The organism is Gemmatimonadota bacterium (assembly GCA_016713785.1).
In the GTDB taxonomy this organism is placed as follows: domain Bacteria; phylum Gemmatimonadota; class Gemmatimonadetes; order Gemmatimonadales; family GWC2-71-9; genus JADJOM01.
Window position 1 is genome coordinate 107,047 of the sequence record JADJOM010000001.1, and the last position, 18,185, is coordinate 125,231.

Here is an 18,185-nt window from a genome sequence, read left to right on the forward strand (position 1 = left end):
TCAGACGACCCCCTCGGCGGTCTCCCGGACCAGGTGGTCCACCACCGACTTCATGTCCCCGGTCTGCTTGAAGGCCGCGATCTGGCGGTCGGCGCTGGTGCCCCCGTCGAGGATCTTGAAGGCGTACTCGACCTCCTTGCGGGTGCCGAGCTCGTCGATCACGTCGTCGAGGAACCACTCGATCATCTCCCGGATCAGGGCGCGGGCCGGCAGCTCCTGGCTCTTGCCGAAGTCGATCAGCTTGCCGTCCAGCCCGTAGCGCACCGCCCGCCACTTGTTCTCGTCGATCAGCGCCGAGGGGTAGACCCGGAACGTCAGGTTGTCGCGGCGCAGCTTCCACAGCTTGGCGATGATGGCCTGGAAGATGGCGGCGATGCAGACCGCCTCGTCCACCCGGGTGCAGACGTCGCACACCCGGAACTCGAGGGTGGGGTAGCTCCAGCTGGGCCGCACGTCCCACCAGATCTTGGACGCATTGGGGATGCAGTTGGTTCCCACCATGGTGTTCACCAGCCCCTCGAACTCCGACCAGCTGTGCAGCGACCGGGGGATGCCGGTCCGGGGGAAGTCCCGGAAGACGATGCTGCGGTAGCTCTTGAGCCCGGTCTGGCGGCCCATCCAGAAGGGGGAGCTGGTGGAGAGGCAGAGCACGTGGGGGAGCAGGTAGCGGGAGACGTTCATCGCGTCGATGAGGAACTCCCGGTCCTCGATGCCGATGTGCACGTGGGTGCCGAAGATCAGCAGGCGCTGGGCCAGCTCCTGCAGGTCCTCCTTGACCCCGATGTAGCGGTCGAGCGGCGTGATCTGCTGCTCCAGCCACGAGGAGAAGGGGTGGCTCCCGGCGGCGATGACCTGCAGCCCCTGCTTGGCGGCGAGGTCCATGACCAGCCGGCGCAGCCGGACCAGCTCGGCGCGCACCTCGGCGGGGTGGTGGCAGACCTTGGTGCCCACCTCGACCATGGACTGGTGCAGCTCGGGCTTCACCTCGCCCAGGACCACGGAATCCTCCTTGAGGATCTCCGTGATGTAGGAGCGGAGCTCGCGGGTCACCGGGTCGATGATCTGGTATTCCTCTTCGACGCCGAGGGTGAGGCTGGGGGCTTTCATTGCAGTCCCTGGGGTGGAGATGGTCGAGCAATCAGGGGAAGCGGGAAGCGGGAAGCGGCCGGCCCATCCGCAGGCGCGCGTCCGCGTTCCGTTCCCCGTTTCCCGCTTCCCGTTTTCCGCTTCCCGTTTCCCGCCGTCAGGCCGTCCGCGGCTCCACCACGAACACCGGCACCGTGCTCCCGCCACCGGCGGTGACGTTGAGCAGGGCGGCGGTGGAGAGGCGGGTGAGGCAGCCGTCCATGGCCGCGCCGTGGAGCACGAAGGGCGCGGTGTCCATCATCCGGTCGAGCAGGTGCAGGGTGCCGTCGGCCCAGGTGGGGTACGGCTCGGCGGGGATCCCCACCCGCTCCTGCACGATGTACGGCTCCGCCAGGGCCTTCCGGATTTCGGCCTGCCACTCGGTGGCGGAGACGGTCCAGCCCAGCACCACGCCGGCGCCGCCGTAGTCGTCGTTGGGCTTGAGCACCAGGCGGGCCTGCTGCTCCACCATCCACGGGAGCAGGTCGATCCGCTCGTCCCGGTAGACGGTGTGCCGCTCCTCCACCACGCGGGTCCACGGGATGTGCGCGGCGATGGTGAGGCGCTCGGCGGCGGGGAAGAGCCGGGCGTTGCGCTCGTCGGAGAGCACCGCGAGGCTCGCCTTCTTGTGCAGCATCTTGCAGCGGAACGGGTTCACCATGCAGGCGGCGCGGTCGCGGACCGCGCGCACCATGGCGTGCTCCGGCCCCTCGCGCTCCACCAGCTCGTTGATGAGCACCCGCTTGTAGATGAGGTCCACCGGGCCGCCGCCGCCGTAGAGCCGCCCGCCGCGGTACTCCATGGTCCGTGGGTCGACGATGACCGTCTCGAGGCCCAGCGACTGGAAGTAGGCCTGGAAGATCTCGAACTCCACCACGGTGGGGACGTCGTCCCAGTCCACGATGGCGATGCGGGGCCGGTTCCAGCCGCCGGAGAACTCGCGCCAGGCGTCGAGGAGCACGGTGGCCACGCCGGGCCGCGCCGGGAGCGGGCGCAGGTCGAACTGGCGCCGGAAGCGGCGCATCACCGGGATGGCGGCAAAGGCGTCGGTGAGCGCGTCGTTGAAGCCGGCGCCCGCGGGCGTCTCGGCGTTGTACTCGGTGAGCATCACCGCGCCGGTGACGGGATCCTCGAAGCAGTCGAGCCGGCCGTGCGGGCTCGGGCTGCCGTAGCCGGGATCGGCCAGCACCAGCGGCTCCTCCCACTCCGCCAGGCGGAACTGGGCCCGGAGGGCGGGGTCGGCCATCGCGGCCTGGTGCACCCGCCCGAAGGCGCGCAGCAGCCGCTCCATGCCGGTGGCGATGGCCCGATGGCGCTCGGGGGTCAGGAACCGCGGGCGGAGCACGGTGCAGAGCGGCCGCCCGCCGAAGACCACGTGGCGGCGGCGCAGCTCGGCGTCGAGCATGGCGTGGCTCGCCTCGGCCAGGTCGGCGTCGGCGAGGAGGTCGTGGTAGGCCTGGATGGCGTCGGTCATGGCAGTCCCGGCCGCTACGGCCGGCGGCTCTGGGCAAAGAGCTGCGCCCAGCCCGCCTGCGCCACCTGGCGCCGGCCGCCCTGGGCCAGGCGGATGACCAGGTCGGCCATGTGGGTCACCACCCAGTCGAAGTACTTCGGGGTGAGCGAGTAGATGTCCATGTCGGGCGCGGGGTTCATGAAGTCGATCGCGTAGGGCACGCCATCCCGGATGGCGAACTCGATCGAGTTCATGTCGTACCCCAGCGCGCGCACGATGGTCCGGCAGTCGCGGGTCACCCGCTCCTTGAGCGCCGGGGCGAGGTAGTCGTCGTCGGGGACGTAGCGACGGCCCTTGGGGTCGTAGTGCATGACCAGGATCTCCTCCTGGCCCAGGCACATGCAGCGCACGAACTGCTCGAAGTGGATGAACTCCTGCACGATCATCGTGAGCAGGCCGGACTCGTCGTAGCGCCGGAGGAGCTCCTCGAGGGTGTGGCAGATGTAGACGTCGCGCCAGCCGCCGCCGTGGGCGTCCTTGAGCACGCAGGGGAGGCCGATCTCCCGCACCAGCCCCTCCCAGTCCACCAGCTGCATGTTCTTGAGGCTCTCCTGCGGCACGATCCCCGGCACGTAGTCCTTGTTGGGGAGCACCACGGTCTTCGGGCTGGCCACGCCGAGCTTGGTGATCAGCGCGGCGCCGAAGAGCTTGTCGTCGGCGGTCCACATGAAGGGGTTGTTCACCACCGCGACGCCCTCGAGCACGCACTGCTTGAGGTAGGTGCGGTAGAACGGCACCTCGTGGGAGATGCGGTCCACGATCACGTCGTAGGGACAGGGCTGGTCCATCGCCACGGCGCCGACGGAGACCATCTCGGCGGTGACGCCGGCCTCCCGGCGGTTCACTTCCTCAAGGAACCTGGGCGGAAAGCTCCACTCGCGGCCCACCAGCAGTCCGACGCGCTTGGTCATGGGAAATCGAATCCTGGAGTCAGGTGATGAGATGTCGGCTCGGCGACTCGGCCGTAGCCTACTGCCCTACCGCCCTACCGCCTTACCGCCACTCCCTCGCGCCCGAGTCGCCGCTCCGCGGCTCCTGAAGGGCGCTCGGTCGCCGCCCTACCGCCTAGTCGTGCCCCTGCAGGTAGATCCGGACCATCTGCTCCCAGTAGGGCCAGTCGTGGGCGTGGCCGTCCCAGACGCGGAGCGCGTTGCCGATGCCCTTCTGCCACAGGATCCCGGAGAAGTCGCTGTTGTTCTGGTACATCGGGTCGGTGCGGCCGATGGCGAGGATGATGTCCTGCCGCCGGAAGGCGGCGAGGCGGCCCGGGTCGTGCTCGTGGGGCATGAACTGCATCGGGTTGACCTGGTACACGTTGTCGTCGGCGTACCCGCCGGTCATCCGGGTGAGGTCGTACAATCCGCTCATGCCGAGGATGCGGTGCACCGCCTCGGGGTACTTGAGCCCGAAGGTGACCGCGTGGCTGGCGCCGAGGCTGGCGCCGGTGGCGATGACGAAGGGATTGGGGTTGCGCCAGGCGGAGAAGGGGAGCGCCTCTTCCCGGACGTAGCGGTAGTACTGGACGTGGGTCCAGGCCCGGTGCCCCGGGGAGCACTCTTCGTTGCCCCAGTTCTCGTGGTGCGGCTGGTCCAGGCAGTAGAGCTGGATCCAGCCGTTGTCGATGTGGTCCTGGAGCACCAGGTGCATCCGGCGGTCGGGCCACTCGCGGTGGGTGCCCATGCTGGTGGGGAAGACCAGGACGCGGGCGCCGGCGTGGCCGATCACCTGCAGGGTCATCTCGCGCCCCAGCAGGGGACTCTGCCAGCTCACGGTTTCGTGATGCATGTCGGGAAGACGGGGGAGTCGGGGGAACCGGAGGAACGGGCGGCCCCCGTTCCAGCGCGGGAGAATCTACCCCAAAACGGCCGTTCCTCCATGCCCCCCACCCCCCGGCGCCGCGCCCCCGGCGGGCGGCGCCGCCGCCGGGGCGGCGGCCGGTCCGGCGGCGGCTAGGCCGCGGGCCGCAGGCTCAGCTGCATGTGGTAGGTCCCCCCTGCCCCGCGCAGCTCGAACACGCCGTTCACCGGCCCCGTGAGGGCGGCCCCGGCGGCGCCCGGGAGCCCCTGCAGCACCTCGCAGTCCTGGGCGCATTCCATCCGGCGCCAGTACGGGCTCCCCCCCTCGTTGGTGAGCAGGAGCGACACGGCGCCGATCCAGTGGGCGCCGGCGCCCTGGAGGCCGGCCACCGTGGGCCCGAGCGCCGGGCCGGCCGGATCAAGCAGCGGCCGCGGCAGGCCGGAGAGCGCCAGGGTGGCGGCCTTCGCGGCGTCAGTCTCCGGGGCCAGCTCCCCCGACTCGGCCTCCAGCACGGAGATGACCACCCGCACCGAGTCGCCCGGGGCCAGCTCGAGCCGCTGCAGCTCGGTGGGCTGGACGATGCCGTTGTTCACGATGCCGAACCGGGCCCCGGCCGGGAGCCGGGCGCTGCTGGAGACCCGTGGGCCGACCACGGAGACCAGGAAGTACGGGGCGTCGGCCTGGTCGGCGCTGCCGCGGGCCGTGGTGAGGGCGGCGGCGTGGAGAGTACCCAGGGTGATCGAGACGTGGCTGGGCGCGGGGGCGGGCACCAGCAGGGCAGCGAGGGCCCAGGCAGGCAGCATTGGGAGGGGCATGAGGGGACTCGAAGTGAGGGGTGAGCCGGAACCGGTCGCGGCTGGGGACGACCGACACCGTGCCCAGCCACACGCCGGCGGGGCCCCGTCCTCCCCCCCCGCCCGCTCCGCCCCTAGCTTTCCCGCATGCCCAACCCCATCCGGTTCGTCTTCGCCGTCCACCTGCACCAGCCGGTGGGCAACTTCGACTCGGTCTTCGAGCAGCACCTGGCCGACGTCTACCGCCCCTTCCTGGAGAAGGTGGACGAGCGCGGCTTCCTCCCGGTGGTGCTGCACCTCTCCGGGCCGCTGCTCGAGTGGCTGGAGCGGCACGACCCGGGCTACCTCGACCAGCTGGCGCGGCTGGCGGGCGACGGGCGCCTGGAACTCCTCTGCGGCGGGATGTACGAGCCGATCCTCGCCAGCCTGCCGCGGCAGGACCGGGTGGAGCAGGTGGGCTGGCTGCGCGAGGCGATCGCCCGGCGCTTCGGGGTGAACCCCACCGGCCTGTGGCTGACCGAACGGGTGTGGGAGCCCGACCTCACCGCCGACCTGGTCGACGCCGGGGTGCGCTACGCCCTGGTGGACGACCGGCACTTCCTGGTCGGCGGGTTCGAGCGGGAGCGGCTCCACGTCCCCTTCCGGACCGAGCACGACGGCCGCCAGCTGGCGCTCTTCCCCATCGACGAGCGGCTCCGCTACCTGATCCCCTTCCGCCCCCCGGCCGAGACCGCCGCGCACCTGCGCGAGCTGGCCGCGGCCGGCCAGCCCCTGGCCGTCTTCGCCGATGACGGCGAGAAGTTCGGCGGCTGGCCCGGCACCCGGAAATGGGTGTACGAGGACGGCTGGCTGGACCAGTTCCTCTCCACCCTGGGCGCGCTGGTGGACGGCGGCGAGGTGCACCTCACCACCTTCGCGGAGGCGCTCGAGGCCATCCCCTCCGGCGGGCTGGCGTACCTCCCCACCGCGTCCTACCGCGAGATGGAGGCGTGGTCCCTGCCGGCCCCAGGCGCCCGCCGGCTGCATGCCCTGGAGCGGGAGCTCGGCGAGGAGCGGCTGGCGGGACCGGACGGCGCGCTCCTCCGGGGGGCGCACTGGCGCAACTTCCTGGTGAAGTACCCCGAGTCCAACCGGATGCACAAGAAGATGGTGGCGCTCTCGGCCCTGTGCCGCCGCGCCGGCGACCCCCCCGAGGCCCGGCGGGCGGTGGGCCGGGCGCAGTGCAACGACGCCTACTGGCACGGCGTCTTCGGCGGGCTCTACCTGCCCCACCTGCGCGACGCGATCTGGGCCGAGCTGGCGCGGGCGGAGGCCATCCTGCGCCAGGGCGAAGGCGTGGCGTGGGAACTCCGCGACATCGACCAGGACGGCCACGAGGAGCTGTGGATCCATGACGCCACCTACTCCGCCATCCTGAGCCCCGCCCGGGGCGGCCTGATCGAGGAGTACACGGTCTTCGCGCACGGGATCAACTACGCCAACACCCTCACCCGGCGGCGCGAGGCGTACCACGAGCCCGCCCCGGGCAGCGCCCGGGTCAGCCACCACGACGCCGATGGCACCCCCGTGGCCAGCGCCCTGGGCGAGCAGATGCGGCACAACGAGCTCCCGCCGGTGGACCCGGAGGCGCGCGCGCTGCTCCGGGAACGGGGCCTCGACCTCGAGGTGGACCAGGGGATGTTCGAGCGGGGGGACTACGACCCCGACTGGAGCGTGGCCGGCGCGCGGCTGGCCATGGAGGTGGCCCGCGAGGGGGACGACGGCGTGGTGGTGAGCTTCCGCGCCGTGGAGGCGGGGGTGCCGGTGTTCGAGAAGCGGTATCACTTCCGGCGCGGCGGCGGGATCGTGGCGGAGTACCGCTGGGTGCCGGCCGCGCTGGGACCGGAGACCGCCTTCACCGTGGAGGTGAGCTACGGCGGGCCGCTCGAGATCACCGCCGAGCCGGCGGCCACCGTCTGGGCCTACCCGATCGTGACCACCGCCAAGTCGGAGAAGGAGCTGGAGCGGACCGTGCAGGGGCGGGCCGCATGCTTCGGGTGGCCCACCGACACCACCGAGGCGCGGCTGGAGCTGATTCCCGGCCCGCGCTAGGCGCCCGGCGCGCCCCGCTCAGCCGTAGCGCGTTTCGGCCTCGAGCACCGCGAGGGTGTGGGCGTAGATCGCGTCGGCCTCGGCGTGGCTGTTGCCGATGGCGGTGAGCCCCACCTTCCCGTACTGGCTCAGCGCCCCGATCATGTGGAACAGGACGCCGGTCTCGGTGCGATGGCTGAAGTTGAGCTGATTGATCGTGACGATCTCCAGCAGGTCCTCCGGCGAGATCCCGCGGTAGCGGCTGGCGTGCAGGTTGTCGGTGGCCCGGTAGTACATGTGCCGGCCGCTGGTGGAGGCGTAGAGGCCGGTCTCCGGCTCCAGGGCGCCCCCGCAGAGGAAGCGCAGCGCCAGGAACGGGTGGGTGGTGCCGCCGAGCCGCAGGTTGATCTCGATCGCGAAGACCTCCCAGGGCGCGCCCGGCGCCGCCCGGCGCACCATGAAGTCCACCCCATACCGGCTCACCACGCCATGCGCGGCCAGGGCCTTGCCCACCGCCACCCCGGCCTCCTGCACCGCCTGCCGGTAGTCGTCGGCCGCCGGGAAACGGCAGCCCAGGAAGATCTGGCCGGTCTCGGGGTCGAGGATCTGGTCGTGGGTGGAGAGGGGCAGCACCTCGCCGTCGGGGCTGGTGCGCAGCTGCGCGCTGGGGGAGCGGGTCTCCGCGCCCTCGATGAACTCCTCCACGATCCCGCCCATCTCGCTGAACTTGGCGAAGAACCGCTCCCGCCGTTCGCCGCGGGCCACGAAGCTCACCCGCCGGAAGGCGCGCTCCAGCGCCATCCGGTCGGGCGCGACGGGGTAGCGGAAGGTCGCGTTGCCCTCGCCCGAGAACCCCTCGTTCAGCTTGATCACCGCCCGGCGCACCTGGGGGCGCTCCCGGCGGAGGCTCCACAGGGCATCGAGCACGTCGTGATCGTCGCGCAGGTCCTCGTACCCCGCGGGGCAGGCCACCCCCGCCTCCTGGAACAGCTTCCGGCTCCCCGACTTGCTGCCGAGCGGCGCCAGCGCGGGATCGGCGCCGTTGAGCGGGATGCCGAGCAGCACCGAGAGCTTCCGCTCGAGCGGGGTGGCATTGAAGACCGAGAGGTAGGCCTGGGCCGGGTTGCGGATGGCGCAGCGGATCCGTTCGATCAGCCGGGGCCGCTCCAGGATCTTTTCGGTCAGCGGCCGGGGGGATCCGTCGAAGGCGCACAGCATGGTGAGCCGGGCACGCGCGTGGCTGGCGGGGATGCCGAGCAGCAGGTTGAGCAGGTACTCGAGGATGACCGGGTGCACCGGCTGGGAGGTCACGTACACCACGTGCGCCCGCGGATTGCGCAGCCGGATCAACAGGAAGAGCAGCCGCTCCTCGTAGAAGCTCGCCCCGTGCAGTTGCGCCAGCTCCCGCTGGTCGAGCGTGAGCGAGGGGACCACCACCGTGGTGCAGGGCGCGTCGTCGTCGGAGGCCAGCAGTTGCCAGACATCACGCAGCCGGGGCTTGAGCCGCTCAAAGCGGGCAAGCTCCTCCTCGAGGGTCAGCTGGCTGGCGAACGGCGGATGGGGGATCATGCGCGCTCCCCCCGGGGTGGGGGACGATGGGCGGGAGTCCGGCTCCCGCCTACCCACCCTACGGAAGGGCGGTGCGCGTCAGCGTGAGGTTGGCGTGAAGCTTGGTTCAGAGCGGGCGGGGGTCCGGCGGCGGGGCACGGCGGCCGCGCGCGGCCGCCGCTCCCCGCCCCTGCGCCTCAGGGCGTGAACTGGGTGGCCTTGGGCTCCACGCGCAGGATCCACAGGCCGGTGTTGATGTCCGGGACGAAGATGGTGCCGTTCTTCACCACCGCGCCCCACGCAAAGGTGGACCGCTTGCGGGCGCCCATGGAATCCGAAGTGAAGATCCACGAGATCTCCCGGCCCTGCCGCAGCAGGTCCCCCTTGAGCTCGCCCGAGATGTCGAGCACCCGCGCGCCGCCGTGGTAGTTGCCCAGGTAGAGCGTGTCACCCTCCACCCAGACGTTGTGCACCCCGCCGTCGGTGGGCTCGTACCAGGCCACCTTCCGCGGGTGCTCGATGTCGGAGACGTCGATGACGTGGAGCTTGCCCCAGGTCAGGTCGTTCCCGTCGGCCAGCCCGCGGGCCTCGCGTGAGGCGTAGACCTCGTCGCCCACGAAGACGTACTTCCCCGCCCGCCACGCGGTGTGGGTGCCGCGGGCGCCCAGCCCGTAGAGCTGGTCGATCCGGGCGTATTCCTCGTTGAGGTCGTACTTGAACTGCGACACCAGCACCGGGTGCTCCGGGCTGCCGCCCTTGAGGCCGTTGCCCACGTCCAGGATGATGAGCCCGTCGTTCCAGTACGAGAGATACGCCAGCCCGTCGGTGACGGCGATGTCGTGCAGGTAGCGGCCCGCCTCGGCCTGCTCGGTCTGCCAGCGCGCGACTTCCTTCGGGTGCCAGGGGTCCTGCAGGTCGATCACCCGCATGGACCCGGTGGCGTCATCGGTGATGTAGGCGTGGCCGCGGCTCACGTAGCTCGAGTGCACCCCGCCGGTGACGGTCTCGGTGTAGTCGGCGATGACCTTCGGGTGGCAGGGGTCGCTCGCCTCGAAGACCTTGAGGCCGTTCTTCCGGTTGCTCGCGCCCTCGCGGGAGAACACGCCGAACTTGCCATCCTCGGTGGTCATGATGTCATTGACGATCTGGGCGTCGACCATCATCGAGTCCACGATCCGCGGGGCGCGGGGATCCTCGACGTTGATCACGTAGACCCGGTCGGCGATCGTGGACATGTAGGCGCACTGCCCGGAGGGATGCACCCAGACCTCCGCGCCGCGGAACGCCAGCGGCACCCGGCCCAGCACCTCCATGCCACGGCCCACGCGCCGGGGCTGGACCGTCACCACCGCGTCGGCGGTGTAGGCGCCGGCGGTGGCGGTGACGGTGTAGCGCCCCGGCTGCTCCGCCACGAAGGCGCCGCTCGCGTCCACCTGGGCCACGCCCTCGCCGCCCTCGACCGACCAGCGCACCGCGAAGCCCGTCCACGGCACGCCCGGTGGCCGAGCGGCCCGCGACCTTGAAGCGGACCACGTCGCCGGTCCGCGCGGCGCTGCTGCCGGGCTCCACCTCGAGCCGGCTCAGCGTGGCGGGGATCACCTGCACACCGACCGTGGCGCTGGCGCTGCCGGCCCGCGCCGTGATCGTGGCCCGGCCCGGCGCCACCGCCCGCAGCCGGCCGTCAGGGGTGACGCTCGCCACCCGGGCGTTGCTCGACGAGAACGTGAGCGGATCGTGTCGCCGGTCGTTCTGTGCCGTGTAGGCGGTCCCGGTCAGCGTGAGCCGGCTGCCGACGAGCAGCGGGCCGGCGGGGGCGTCGAGCGCCACGCGCGCCGGGCTGCCCGGCAGCACCCGCACCCGCACGATGCCGAACACCGGCCGGGCCATCCCCGGGACGCTGGCCGCGGCGGTCACCGAGATGTACCCCTGGAAGCCGCCGCGGACGAGGCCGGTGGAGTCGACGTCGCCCTCGCCGTCGCTGAACCAGCCGATGCGGGCGCCGGGAACCGGCTGGCCGTTGCCGTCGAGCGCGCGGGCGGTGAGCTGCAGCGTCTGCCCGATGGTCACCTCGGGCGTGGGGGGCGCCACTTCCACCCGGGCGATGGGAACCGGGGCCTGCAGGAGGGCAAGGGCAAGTGTCAGCATGGGATGCCGCGGGGGTTCGGGTGGTGGGTGCGCATGCGGCCTGAGGGGGCCGGGGATGGTACGCGCGGAATCTAGCGCCGGTTTCCCCGCGCCGCGCCCCGGCGCGGGCTCTCCCCTTCCCCCCGGCCCGCCTTATCTTTCCGCCCCATGTCGACTTCCCTTCCCGCCCAGGTGACCCTCGGCCTGGTGCAGATGCGCATGACCGCCGACCCGGAGCACAACGTCGCCACGGCGGTGGAGCGCATCCGCGACGCCGCCGCCCGCGGGGCCCAGGTCATCTGCCTCCCCGAGCTCTTCCGCAGCCCCTACTTCTGCCAGACCGAGGACCACGGCTGCTTCCAGCTCGCGGAGCCGATCCCGGGACCCAGCACCGCCCGGCTGGGCGGGCTCGCGAAGGAGCTCGGCGTGGTGCTCATCGCGTCGCTGTTCGAGAAGCGGGCCGAAGGGCTGTACCACAACACCACCGCGGTGCTCGACGCCGACGGCAGCTACCTCGGCAAGTACCGCAAGATGCACATCCCCGACGACCCGAACTTCTACGAGAAGTTCTACTTCACCCCCGGCGACCTCGGCTACCGCTCCTGGGACACGAAGTTCGTCAAGGCGGGGGTGCTCATCTGCTGGGACCAGTGGTACCCCGAGGCGGCACGGCTCACCGCGCTCACCGGGGCCCAGCTGCTGTTCTACCCGACGGCCATCGGGTGGCTGGTGCCCGAGAAGGCCGAGTACGGCGCCGCGCAGCAGGCCTCGTGGGAGACGATCCAGCGCAGCCACGCCATCGCCAACGGCGTCTTCGTGGCGTCGGTGAACCGGGTGGGGCACGAGCCGGGGCCCAACGAGGGGATCGAGTTCTGGGGGGGGAGCTTCGTCTGCGCGCCCAATGGCGAGATCCTCGCCAAAGCGGGCACCGGCGAGGAGACGCTGATCGTGCCGATCGACACCCGGAAGGTGGACTTCGCCCGGACCCACTGGCCCTTCCTGCGGGACCGCCGGGTGGAGTCCTACGGCGACCTCACCCGGCGCTACATCGACTAGGCATCCACGGCGGGCGCCACCGCGCCTGCCCCCCTCCACCGTCACGGAACCATGTCCCACCCGCTCCCCGCATCCCAGGGCTTCCGCATGCCGGCCGAGTGGGCCCCACACCGGGGCACCTGGCTCAGCTGGCCCCATCGGGAATCCTCCTGGCCCGACCACTTCGAATCCGTCCCGGGCGTGTTCGTGGAGCTGGTCCGCCACCTGGTGCCGCAGGAGGAGGTCCACATCAACGTCACCGGTCCGGAGATGGCCGCCGACGTGACCCGCCGCCTGGCCGCGGCCGCGGTTGCCGTCGTGGATCTCCCGCCGGGGACGGAGCCGCCGCGCGGCGCCGGCAAGGGGACCGCCTACCTGCACCACCACCCGACCAACGATGCCTGGTGCCGGGACCACGGCCCCTGCTTCATCCTGCGGGAGACGGCCTCGGGCCGGCGGGAGCAGGCGGTGGTGGACTGGGGCTACAACGCGTGGGGGGGGAAGTACCCGCCATTCGACAGCGATGACGTCATCCCTACCCGAATCGCGGAGCGGTTCCGGCTGCGGGTGTACCACCCGGGCATCGTGATGGAAGGCGGCAGCCTGGACGTCAACGGCAAGGGCACGCTGCTCACCACCGAGAGCTGCCTGCTCAACCCCAACCGGAATCCGGGACTCTCGCGGGAGCAGATCGAGCAGCGGCTGCGCGACTTCCTGGGGGTCACCAGGATCCTCTGGCTGGGCGAGGGCATCGCGGGGGATGACACCGACGGGCACGTCGACGACCTCACCCGCTTCGTGGACGAGACCACCGTGGTCACCGTGGTGGAGGAGGACCCGCGCGACGAGAACTTCGCCCCGCTGCGGGACAACCTGGAGCGGCTCCGGCGCATGAGCGACCAGGACGGCCGCCCGCTGCGGGTGGTGACCCTGCCCATGCCGCCGGCCATGCACGTCGACGGCCAGCGGCTGCCGGCGAGCTACGCCAACTTCTACATCGCCAACGGCATCGTGCTGCTGCCGGCCTACCACCCGCCGACCGATGCCATTGCCCGCGAGGCGCTGCAGCGCTGCTTTCCCTCCCGGCGCGTGGTGCTGCTCGACTCGACCGCCCTGGCCTGGGGCCTCGGCAGCTTCCATTGCGTCACCCAGCAGTGGCCGGCGGCCTGAGCATGACCGTTCCCATCTTCTCCGACGACTGGGCCCGGGCCTGCAGCGAGGCGCTCAACCAGAACGCGGCGTACCGCGCCGCCGCAGCCACCTGGGAAGGGGCGGTGCTGCTCCGGATGCTCGCCGAGGCGCCCGGGGCCCCGGAACGGCTCGTCTTCCTCGACCTGTGGCATGGGGAGTGTCGCGCGGCCCACGGCGCGGTGGCGGCCGACGAGGCGCCGGCGCGCTACGTGCTCACCGGGACCCCGGCCGCCTGGCGCCAGGTGCTCACCGGGGCCACGCCGCCGCTGCTGGCGATCATGACCGGCAGGCTCAAGCTCACCAAGGGCGCGCTGGCCGACCTGCTGCCCTTCGTCAACGCCGCCAAGGAGCTGGTGAGCACCGCCGCCGCCATCCCGGCCGAGTTCCCCGTGGACGCCTGAGCCTCCACGGCCTCAGCCGCGGGGCGCCGTCGCCTCGGGCTGGGTGACCCGCACCGGGGCCGGCAACTCGAGCGCGGACCAGTAGTTCTCCACCCGCCCGAGCAGCCCCGGCGTCACCTCCTGCCCGCGCGCCACCAGCAGGGTCCCCTCCGCGGTCCGCACGTCGTCCACGAAGATCATCCCCAGCTTCACGTCCTGGAGCCGCAGCTCGAGGATCTCGCGCCCGGCCTCCGCGCCGGTCACGGTGGCGAGGTCGGCAAGCATCGCGGGGTCGTACCAGCCCTGGTGCGCCTGCAACCGGGCCAGGGCCTCCGCCGCCGCGTGGCCGCCCGACGTGAGTCGGTCGTACGCGAGGACCACGGCCAGCATCCGCGCGCCGAGCGGGATGTCGTCACCGCGGACCAGTGGCTCGGCCGTCCCGCCGGCGTAGCGCAGGTGCACGTGTCCCAGGATGGCGCGGATCTCGTCGAGCCGCGGGATCTCGGCGATGAGCCGCAGCGCCACCGCCGGCATGTCGGCCACCTGGGCTTCCTCCTCGGGGGAGAGGCGGGCGCCGGCGGCGAGCCGCTCGGCCGTGGCGGCGGGCAGGGCGATGGCGCCCACCTGCGAGAGCATCGCCGCCATCTCCATCTGCCAGCGGTCGCGGAAGCCGATCAGCGTGGCGAGCGCGCCGATGAGCCGCCGCGCCCGCGCCGCCCGCCCGAGCGCCACCGGATTGGCGAGGCCGAGGACATCGAGCAGCGCCTGCACGCTGCCCTTGAGGGTGCGCTCCAGGAGCTCCCGCTCCGAGACCACCAGCCGGTGCTGCGCCACCGCCTGGCCCAGGGCGGCGCCGAGCACTTCCGGCGGGCAGGGCTTGGTGAGGAAGCGGAAGATCTGGCCCTCGTTCACCGCGGCGATGGCCGAGCGGAGGTCGGCGTGGCCGGTGAGGAGCACCCGGGTGGCGTCGGGCACCAGGCGGCGCGCGGCACCCAGGACGGCGATCCCGTCCACGCCCGGCATCCGCATGTCGCTCAGCACCACGTCAAAGCCGTGGTCGCCCTGGAGCAGCGCCACCGCCGCGGCGCCCCCCACTGCGGGCACGATCTCGAACTCGCGGCGCAGCACCCGGCCCAGGCCCTCGAGCACGTGCCGCTCATCGTCCACGCATAGCACGCGCGGCAGCGGGGGCGTCATCCGTCGGCCTCCAGCTCTTCCGCGCGGGCCCGCCACTCGTCGAGCCGCCGCGACCAGCCGGCGTGGGCGAGGACCTCGAGGTCCAGCCGGGCCGCGGCCCGCCCGGCGCCCTCGTCGCGCTCGTGGATCAGGGCATCCGCCACGTGCACCGCGAGCACCACGCGCCGGTCGCCGGGGATCACCCGACCGGGCCGGTGGTGATGCGCCACCGCCTCGAGGACCGGGTGCGGCAGCCCCCAGAGGCCAAGCAGGTACGCACCGACCTCGGCATGGGTCACGCCCGCACGGCGGAGCTCGATGTCATGCAGCGGCACCTGCAGCGCCCGGCTCTGCCGCAGGTCATCCGCGAAGGCCTGGGGCAGGCGCGTGGCGAGGATGAGCTTGCCCACGTCGTGCAGCAGCCCGGCGGAGAAGGCCGTCTCGGCCAGGGCGGCATCGCCCGGCAGCGCCCGGGCCAGCCGCGCCACCGCCAGCCCATGCGCCTGTTCCGCCTCCACCGTGCAGCCGACGGCCGTCGCCGTGAACCCGGTGGAGAAGACGTGCTGGGCGAGGGCGAGCGACCGGATGAGCCCGGTGCCGAGCAGGGAGGTGGCCTGGGCCACGCTGGTGACCTGGCGCCGCTGGCCGAAGAAGGCGGAGTTGACCAGGTGCAGCACCCGGGCCGAGAGCCCGGCGTCCTGCTCGATGATCTCGGCGAGCTGCCCCACGCTGGACGCCGGATCGCTCAGCACCCGGCCGAGTTCGTGCCAGATGGCCGGCACCGAGGGCAGGGTGTCGACGGTTCCGATGAGCCGCCGGAGCCCGGGACTGGCGAGGAGTTCGCGCAGGGCGCAGGCGCGCTCCACGACCTCGCGGAGCACCTGGGCCTGGCACGGCTTGGTCAGGAACTGGTGGGCCACCGGCACGGTGCGGGTGCTGGCGAGGTCGTCGGTCTGCCCGGACAGCACGATGCGGATCGCGTCGGGAGCGACCGTCGCCACCCGGGCCAGCAGCTCGGCCCCGTCCATCCCGGGCATGCGCATGTCGGTGACGACGACGTCGGCCGGCTCGCGGGCCAGCTCGGCCAGGGCGGCCGCGCCGCTGCCCGCGAAGCGCAGGTCCCAGTGGCCGCGCTCGCCGTGCAGCATGCGCCGGAGCCCCTCCAGGATCCGCGGCTCATCGTCGACGAACAGGATGCGGCGCATCATCCCCGCTCCCGGAGGTCGTCGTCGGGGTGCAGCGGCAGGCGCACGATGAACGTGGACCCGTGGCCGGGCTCGGTCTCGAAGGTGAGCGTGCCGCGGTGCTTCCGCACCACGACGTCGCGGGCGATCGCAAGGCCCTGGCCGGTGCCCCGCCCCACCTCCTTGGTGGTGAAGAAGGGGTCGAAGATCCGCGGCTGGACCGCCAGGGGGATGCCGGTGCCCGAGTCCTGCACCCGGATCTCCACGACGTCCTCGTGCACCCGGGTCCTGACCAGGATCCGGCCCCGGTCACCCGAGTCGGGGGCGGCGTCCGCGATCGCGTGCGCCGCGTTCACCACCAGGTTGAGCAGCACCTGCTGGATCTCGCCCACGAGGCAGGGCACCGGCGGCAGCGCCGGGTCCAGGTCAAAGGCCAGGTCCGCCACGTACTTCCATTCATTGCGGGACACCGCCGCGGTGTTCTCGATGGCGCGGTTGAGGTCCACCGGGACGGGGTCGGTGCCGCCGGGGTGGCTGAACTCCTTCATGGCCCGCACGATCTCGCTGACCCGCTCCACGCCCTCGAGCGCCTGCGCCACCGCGCGGGGCACCTCCTCGAGGACGAAGTCGGCGTCGACCCCCTCCCACAGCGCGGCCACCGGCCCGACGGCCAGCCCGGCCGCCGTCGCCTCCTCGGCCAGGGCCCGGTGGGCGGTGAGCAGGGTGATGAGGTCGCCGTAGGCGCCCTGGAGGAAGCGGAGGTTGTCGCCGACGTACTGCGTCGGCGTGTTGATCTCGTGCGCGATCCCGGCGGCCAGCTGCCCGATCGCCTCGATCTTCTGCGCCTGCAGCACCTGGTGCTCCAGGGCCCGGCGGGCGGTGATGTCGGTGACCGCGCCCACCATGCGGGTCGGCGTCCCGTCCGCGTCGCCATGCACCTGTCCCCGCCCCGTCAGCCAGCGCACCGTGCCATCGCCCCAGACCACCCGGAAGCTGTGGGTGTACTCGGTGAGCCCGGTGATGGCGGCGGTGATGGCCCGGTCGAGCCCGGCGCGGTCCTCGGGATGCACCCGCGCCATGAAGGTCTCGTAGCCGCCGTCGAATTCGCCGGGACCGAAGCCGAACAGGGAGGCGTGCTCGCCGAGCCAGGTGATCTCCTGGCGCTGGAGGTCCCAGTCCCACACGCCGATCCGGGCCGCGCGCATGGCCGACTGCAGCCGCTCCTCGCTGCCACGCAGCGCGGAGAGCGTGGCGGTCCGCTCCTCGAGCAGCCGACGGTTGGCGTCGAACGAGAGCGCACGGGCCAGGGCGGCGCTCAGCATGCCCCCGATCAGCAGCAGCGCCTGCTCGTCCGCGTCACTGAAGGCGGCAGGGTCCAGGTGCATCACGGTCAGGACGCCGATCGACCGTCGCCCGTCGCGCAGCGGGACGGTGAGGATCGAACGGCTGCCCAGCGTCCGCGTCGTCGCCCGGTGCACCCGGGCGTCGGCCTCGGTGTCGTCGGAGCGCGCCGGCAGGCCGTGCGCGAGGGTGTCGCCGGCCAGGCTCCCCGCCACGGGGACCCGCATCCCCTGCACCCGGGTGGCGATGCCGCTGGTGGACCGGAAGACGAGGTCGCCGGCGTCTTCCATCAGGACGGCCGCGCCCGAGGCGGCCAGCAGGTCCCGCGCGGAGTCGGCGATGCGCTGCATGACCTCGTCGGGCTCGAGCCCGGCGGTGAGCACCGCCTGCTGCAGGTCGATGATGCCGGTGAGCCGGGCCGTCTCGGGGCGGGCGGGCCCCGGCGCCGTGCCCCGGACCGTGATGTCACGGGCGATGCACAGCAGCCCGGCGAGCCCGCCGGCCGCGTCCCGGCAGGGGATCTTGGTGACCAGGTGGCGCACCATGCCGCCCTCGGCCGCCACGGTCTCCTCCACGGTCTCGGTGCGGGCGGCGCGGAGGGTCTCCGCGTCATAGGCCCGGAGCCGCGTGGCCACGGCGGTCGGGAACAGCTCCTCGTCCGTGGAACCGATCATCTCCGCGGCCGACCGGTGGCTGGCCGCGGCCGCGGCGCGATTCACCAGCCGGTACCGTCCCTGCAGGTCCTTCACGAAAACCGCCGCGGGGAGGCTGTCGGCCAGCAGGCGCAGCAGGTCGGTGGCGCAGAGCGGATCGCCCGGCCCGTGCCGTTCCGCCACTGCCGGACCGGTGTCCGGTGCCTGTTCGCCAACCGCCATGCCCCCCCCTCGGATGCCACGCCCGACCCGGC

14 protein-coding genes are annotated in these 18,185 nt (G+C 72.4%); 4 read left to right on the forward strand and 10 right to left on the reverse strand.

The genetic code is table 11. The annotated features are described in order from the left end of the window. The 5 genes from IPJ95_00480 to IPJ95_00500 form a co-directional block, all read right to left on the reverse strand. Positions 1–1,107, reverse strand: coding sequence for a carboxylate-amine ligase (locus IPJ95_00480; protein MBK7922103.1), 1,107 nt, complete (start codon positions 1,105–1,107; stop codon positions 1–3). Positions 1,108–1,243: 136 nt separating this feature from the next. After that, positions 1,244–2,599 (reverse strand): hypothetical protein, encoded by a 1,356-nt coding sequence (locus IPJ95_00485; protein ID MBK7922104.1) that lies wholly within the window; start codon positions 2,597–2,599, stop codon positions 1,244–1,246. Between the two features lie 14 nt (positions 2,600–2,613). Continuing rightward, entirely contained in the window at positions 2,614–3,549 is a 936-nt protein-coding gene (locus IPJ95_00490) for a hypothetical protein (GenBank protein MBK7922105.1), read from the reverse strand. A 154-nt stretch (positions 3,550–3,703) separates the two neighbouring features. Beyond that, positions 3,704–4,423 (reverse strand): esterase, encoded by a 720-nt coding sequence (locus tag IPJ95_00495; GenBank protein ID MBK7922106.1) that lies wholly within the window; start codon positions 4,421–4,423, stop codon positions 3,704–3,706. Positions 4,424–4,587: 164 nt separating this feature from the next. Then, complete coding sequence (locus IPJ95_00500) at positions 4,588–5,250, reverse strand: hypothetical protein (protein ID MBK7922107.1); 663 nt, start codon at positions 5,248–5,250, stop codon at positions 4,588–4,590. Between the two features lie 126 nt (positions 5,251–5,376). Here IPJ95_00500 and IPJ95_00505 point away from each other — a divergent pair, with 126 nt between their 5' ends. After that, entirely contained in the window at positions 5,377–7,320 is a 1,944-nt protein-coding gene (locus IPJ95_00505) for a DUF1925 domain-containing protein (protein MBK7922108.1), read from the forward strand. 18 nt (positions 7,321–7,338) lie between these two features. Here the strand turns inward: IPJ95_00505 and IPJ95_00510 are convergent, their stop codons facing one another. Both IPJ95_00510 and IPJ95_00515 read right to left on the reverse strand, forming a co-directional pair. After that, the gene (locus IPJ95_00510) at positions 7,339–8,868 is read right to left on the reverse strand and encodes an ATP-grasp domain-containing protein (protein MBK7922109.1); all 1,530 of its coding nucleotides are present in this window, start codon (positions 8,866–8,868) and stop codon (positions 7,339–7,341) included. Between the two features lie 1,113 nt (positions 8,869–9,981). Continuing rightward, positions 9,982–10,992, reverse strand: a complete 1,011-nt coding sequence (locus IPJ95_00515) for an Ig-like domain-containing protein (GenBank protein ID MBK7922110.1) — start codon at positions 10,990–10,992, stop codon at positions 9,982–9,984. Positions 10,993–11,139: 147 nt separating this feature from the next. Here IPJ95_00515 and IPJ95_00520 point away from each other — a divergent pair, with 147 nt between their 5' ends. The 3 genes from IPJ95_00520 to IPJ95_00530 are packed head-to-tail and all read left to right on the forward strand — an operon-like array spanning position 11,140 to position 13,598. Continuing rightward, complete coding sequence (locus IPJ95_00520; protein MBK7922111.1) at positions 11,140–12,027, forward strand: carbon-nitrogen hydrolase; 888 nt, start codon at positions 11,140–11,142, stop codon at positions 12,025–12,027. 51 nt (positions 12,028–12,078) lie between these two features. Further along, positions 12,079–13,176, forward strand: coding sequence for an agmatine deiminase family protein (locus tag IPJ95_00525; protein ID MBK7922112.1), 1,098 nt, complete (start codon positions 12,079–12,081; stop codon positions 13,174–13,176). 2 nt (positions 13,177–13,178) lie between these two features. Next, positions 13,179–13,598 (forward strand): SCP2 sterol-binding domain-containing protein, encoded by a 420-nt coding sequence (locus IPJ95_00530; GenBank protein ID MBK7922113.1) that lies wholly within the window; start codon positions 13,179–13,181, stop codon positions 13,596–13,598. 12 nt (positions 13,599–13,610) lie between these two features. Here the strand turns inward: IPJ95_00530 and IPJ95_00535 are convergent, their stop codons facing one another. Genes IPJ95_00535 through IPJ95_00545 form a run of 3 tightly spaced genes read right to left on the reverse strand, consistent with a single transcriptional unit; the run spans position 13,611 to position 18,153 of the window. After that, the gene (locus IPJ95_00535) at positions 13,611–14,774 is read right to left on the reverse strand and encodes a response regulator (GenBank protein MBK7922114.1); all 1,164 of its coding nucleotides are present in this window, start codon (positions 14,772–14,774) and stop codon (positions 13,611–13,613) included. Further along, positions 14,771–15,961 (reverse strand): HDOD domain-containing protein, encoded by a 1,191-nt coding sequence (locus tag IPJ95_00540; protein MBK7922115.1) that lies wholly within the window; start codon positions 15,959–15,961, stop codon positions 14,771–14,773. The genes IPJ95_00535 and IPJ95_00540 overlap by 4 nt, the downstream gene beginning before the upstream one ends. Next, positions 15,958–18,153 carry a PAS domain-containing protein gene (locus tag IPJ95_00545; GenBank protein MBK7922116.1) on the reverse strand — a complete coding sequence of 732 codons (2,196 nt, stop codon included), beginning with the start codon at positions 18,151–18,153 and terminating at the stop codon, positions 15,958–15,960. Before IPJ95_00545 ends, IPJ95_00540 begins: the two co-directional genes overlap by 4 nt. Positions 18,154–18,185 lie beyond the last annotated feature (32 nt).

Excerpts from the sequence above, each read along its gene's own strand:
- IPJ95_00505 (MBK7922108.1), top strand. The coding sequence starts at position 5,377 with ATGCCCAACCCCATCCGGTTCGTCTTCGCCGTCCACCTGCACCAGCCG.
- IPJ95_00510 (MBK7922109.1), bottom strand. The coding sequence starts at position 8,868 with ATGATCCCCCATCCGCCGTTCGCCAGCCAGCTGACCCTCGAGGAGGAG.
- IPJ95_00500 (MBK7922107.1), bottom strand. The coding sequence starts at position 5,250 with ATGCCCCTCCCAATGCTGCCTGCCTGGGCCCTCGCTGCCCTGCTGGTG.
- IPJ95_00545 (MBK7922116.1), bottom strand. The coding sequence starts at position 18,153 with ATGGCGGTTGGCGAACAGGCACCGGACACCGGTCCGGCAGTGGCGGAA.
- IPJ95_00515 (MBK7922110.1), bottom strand. The coding sequence starts at position 10,992 with ATGCTGACACTTGCCCTTGCCCTCCTGCAGGCCCCGGTTCCCATCGCC.
- IPJ95_00535 (MBK7922114.1), bottom strand. The coding sequence starts at position 14,774 with ATGACGCCCCCGCTGCCGCGCGTGCTATGCGTGGACGATGAGCGGCAC.
- IPJ95_00480 (MBK7922103.1), bottom strand. The coding sequence starts at position 1,107 with ATGAAAGCCCCCAGCCTCACCCTCGGCGTCGAAGAGGAATACCAGATC.
- IPJ95_00525 (MBK7922112.1), top strand. The coding sequence starts at position 12,079 with ATGTCCCACCCGCTCCCCGCATCCCAGGGCTTCCGCATGCCGGCCGAG.
- IPJ95_00490 (MBK7922105.1), bottom strand. The coding sequence starts at position 3,549 with ATGACCAAGCGCGTCGGACTGCTGGTGGGCCGCGAGTGGAGCTTTCCG.
- IPJ95_00540 (MBK7922115.1), bottom strand. The coding sequence starts at position 15,961 with ATGATGCGCCGCATCCTGTTCGTCGACGATGAGCCGCGGATCCTGGAG.
- IPJ95_00520 (MBK7922111.1), top strand. The coding sequence starts at position 11,140 with ATGTCGACTTCCCTTCCCGCCCAGGTGACCCTCGGCCTGGTGCAGATG.
- IPJ95_00495 (MBK7922106.1), bottom strand. The coding sequence starts at position 4,423 with ATGCATCACGAAACCGTGAGCTGGCAGAGTCCCCTGCTGGGGCGCGAG.
- IPJ95_00530 (MBK7922113.1), top strand. The coding sequence starts at position 13,179 with ATGACCGTTCCCATCTTCTCCGACGACTGGGCCCGGGCCTGCAGCGAG.
- IPJ95_00485 (MBK7922104.1), bottom strand. The coding sequence starts at position 2,599 with ATGACCGACGCCATCCAGGCCTACCACGACCTCCTCGCCGACGCCGAC.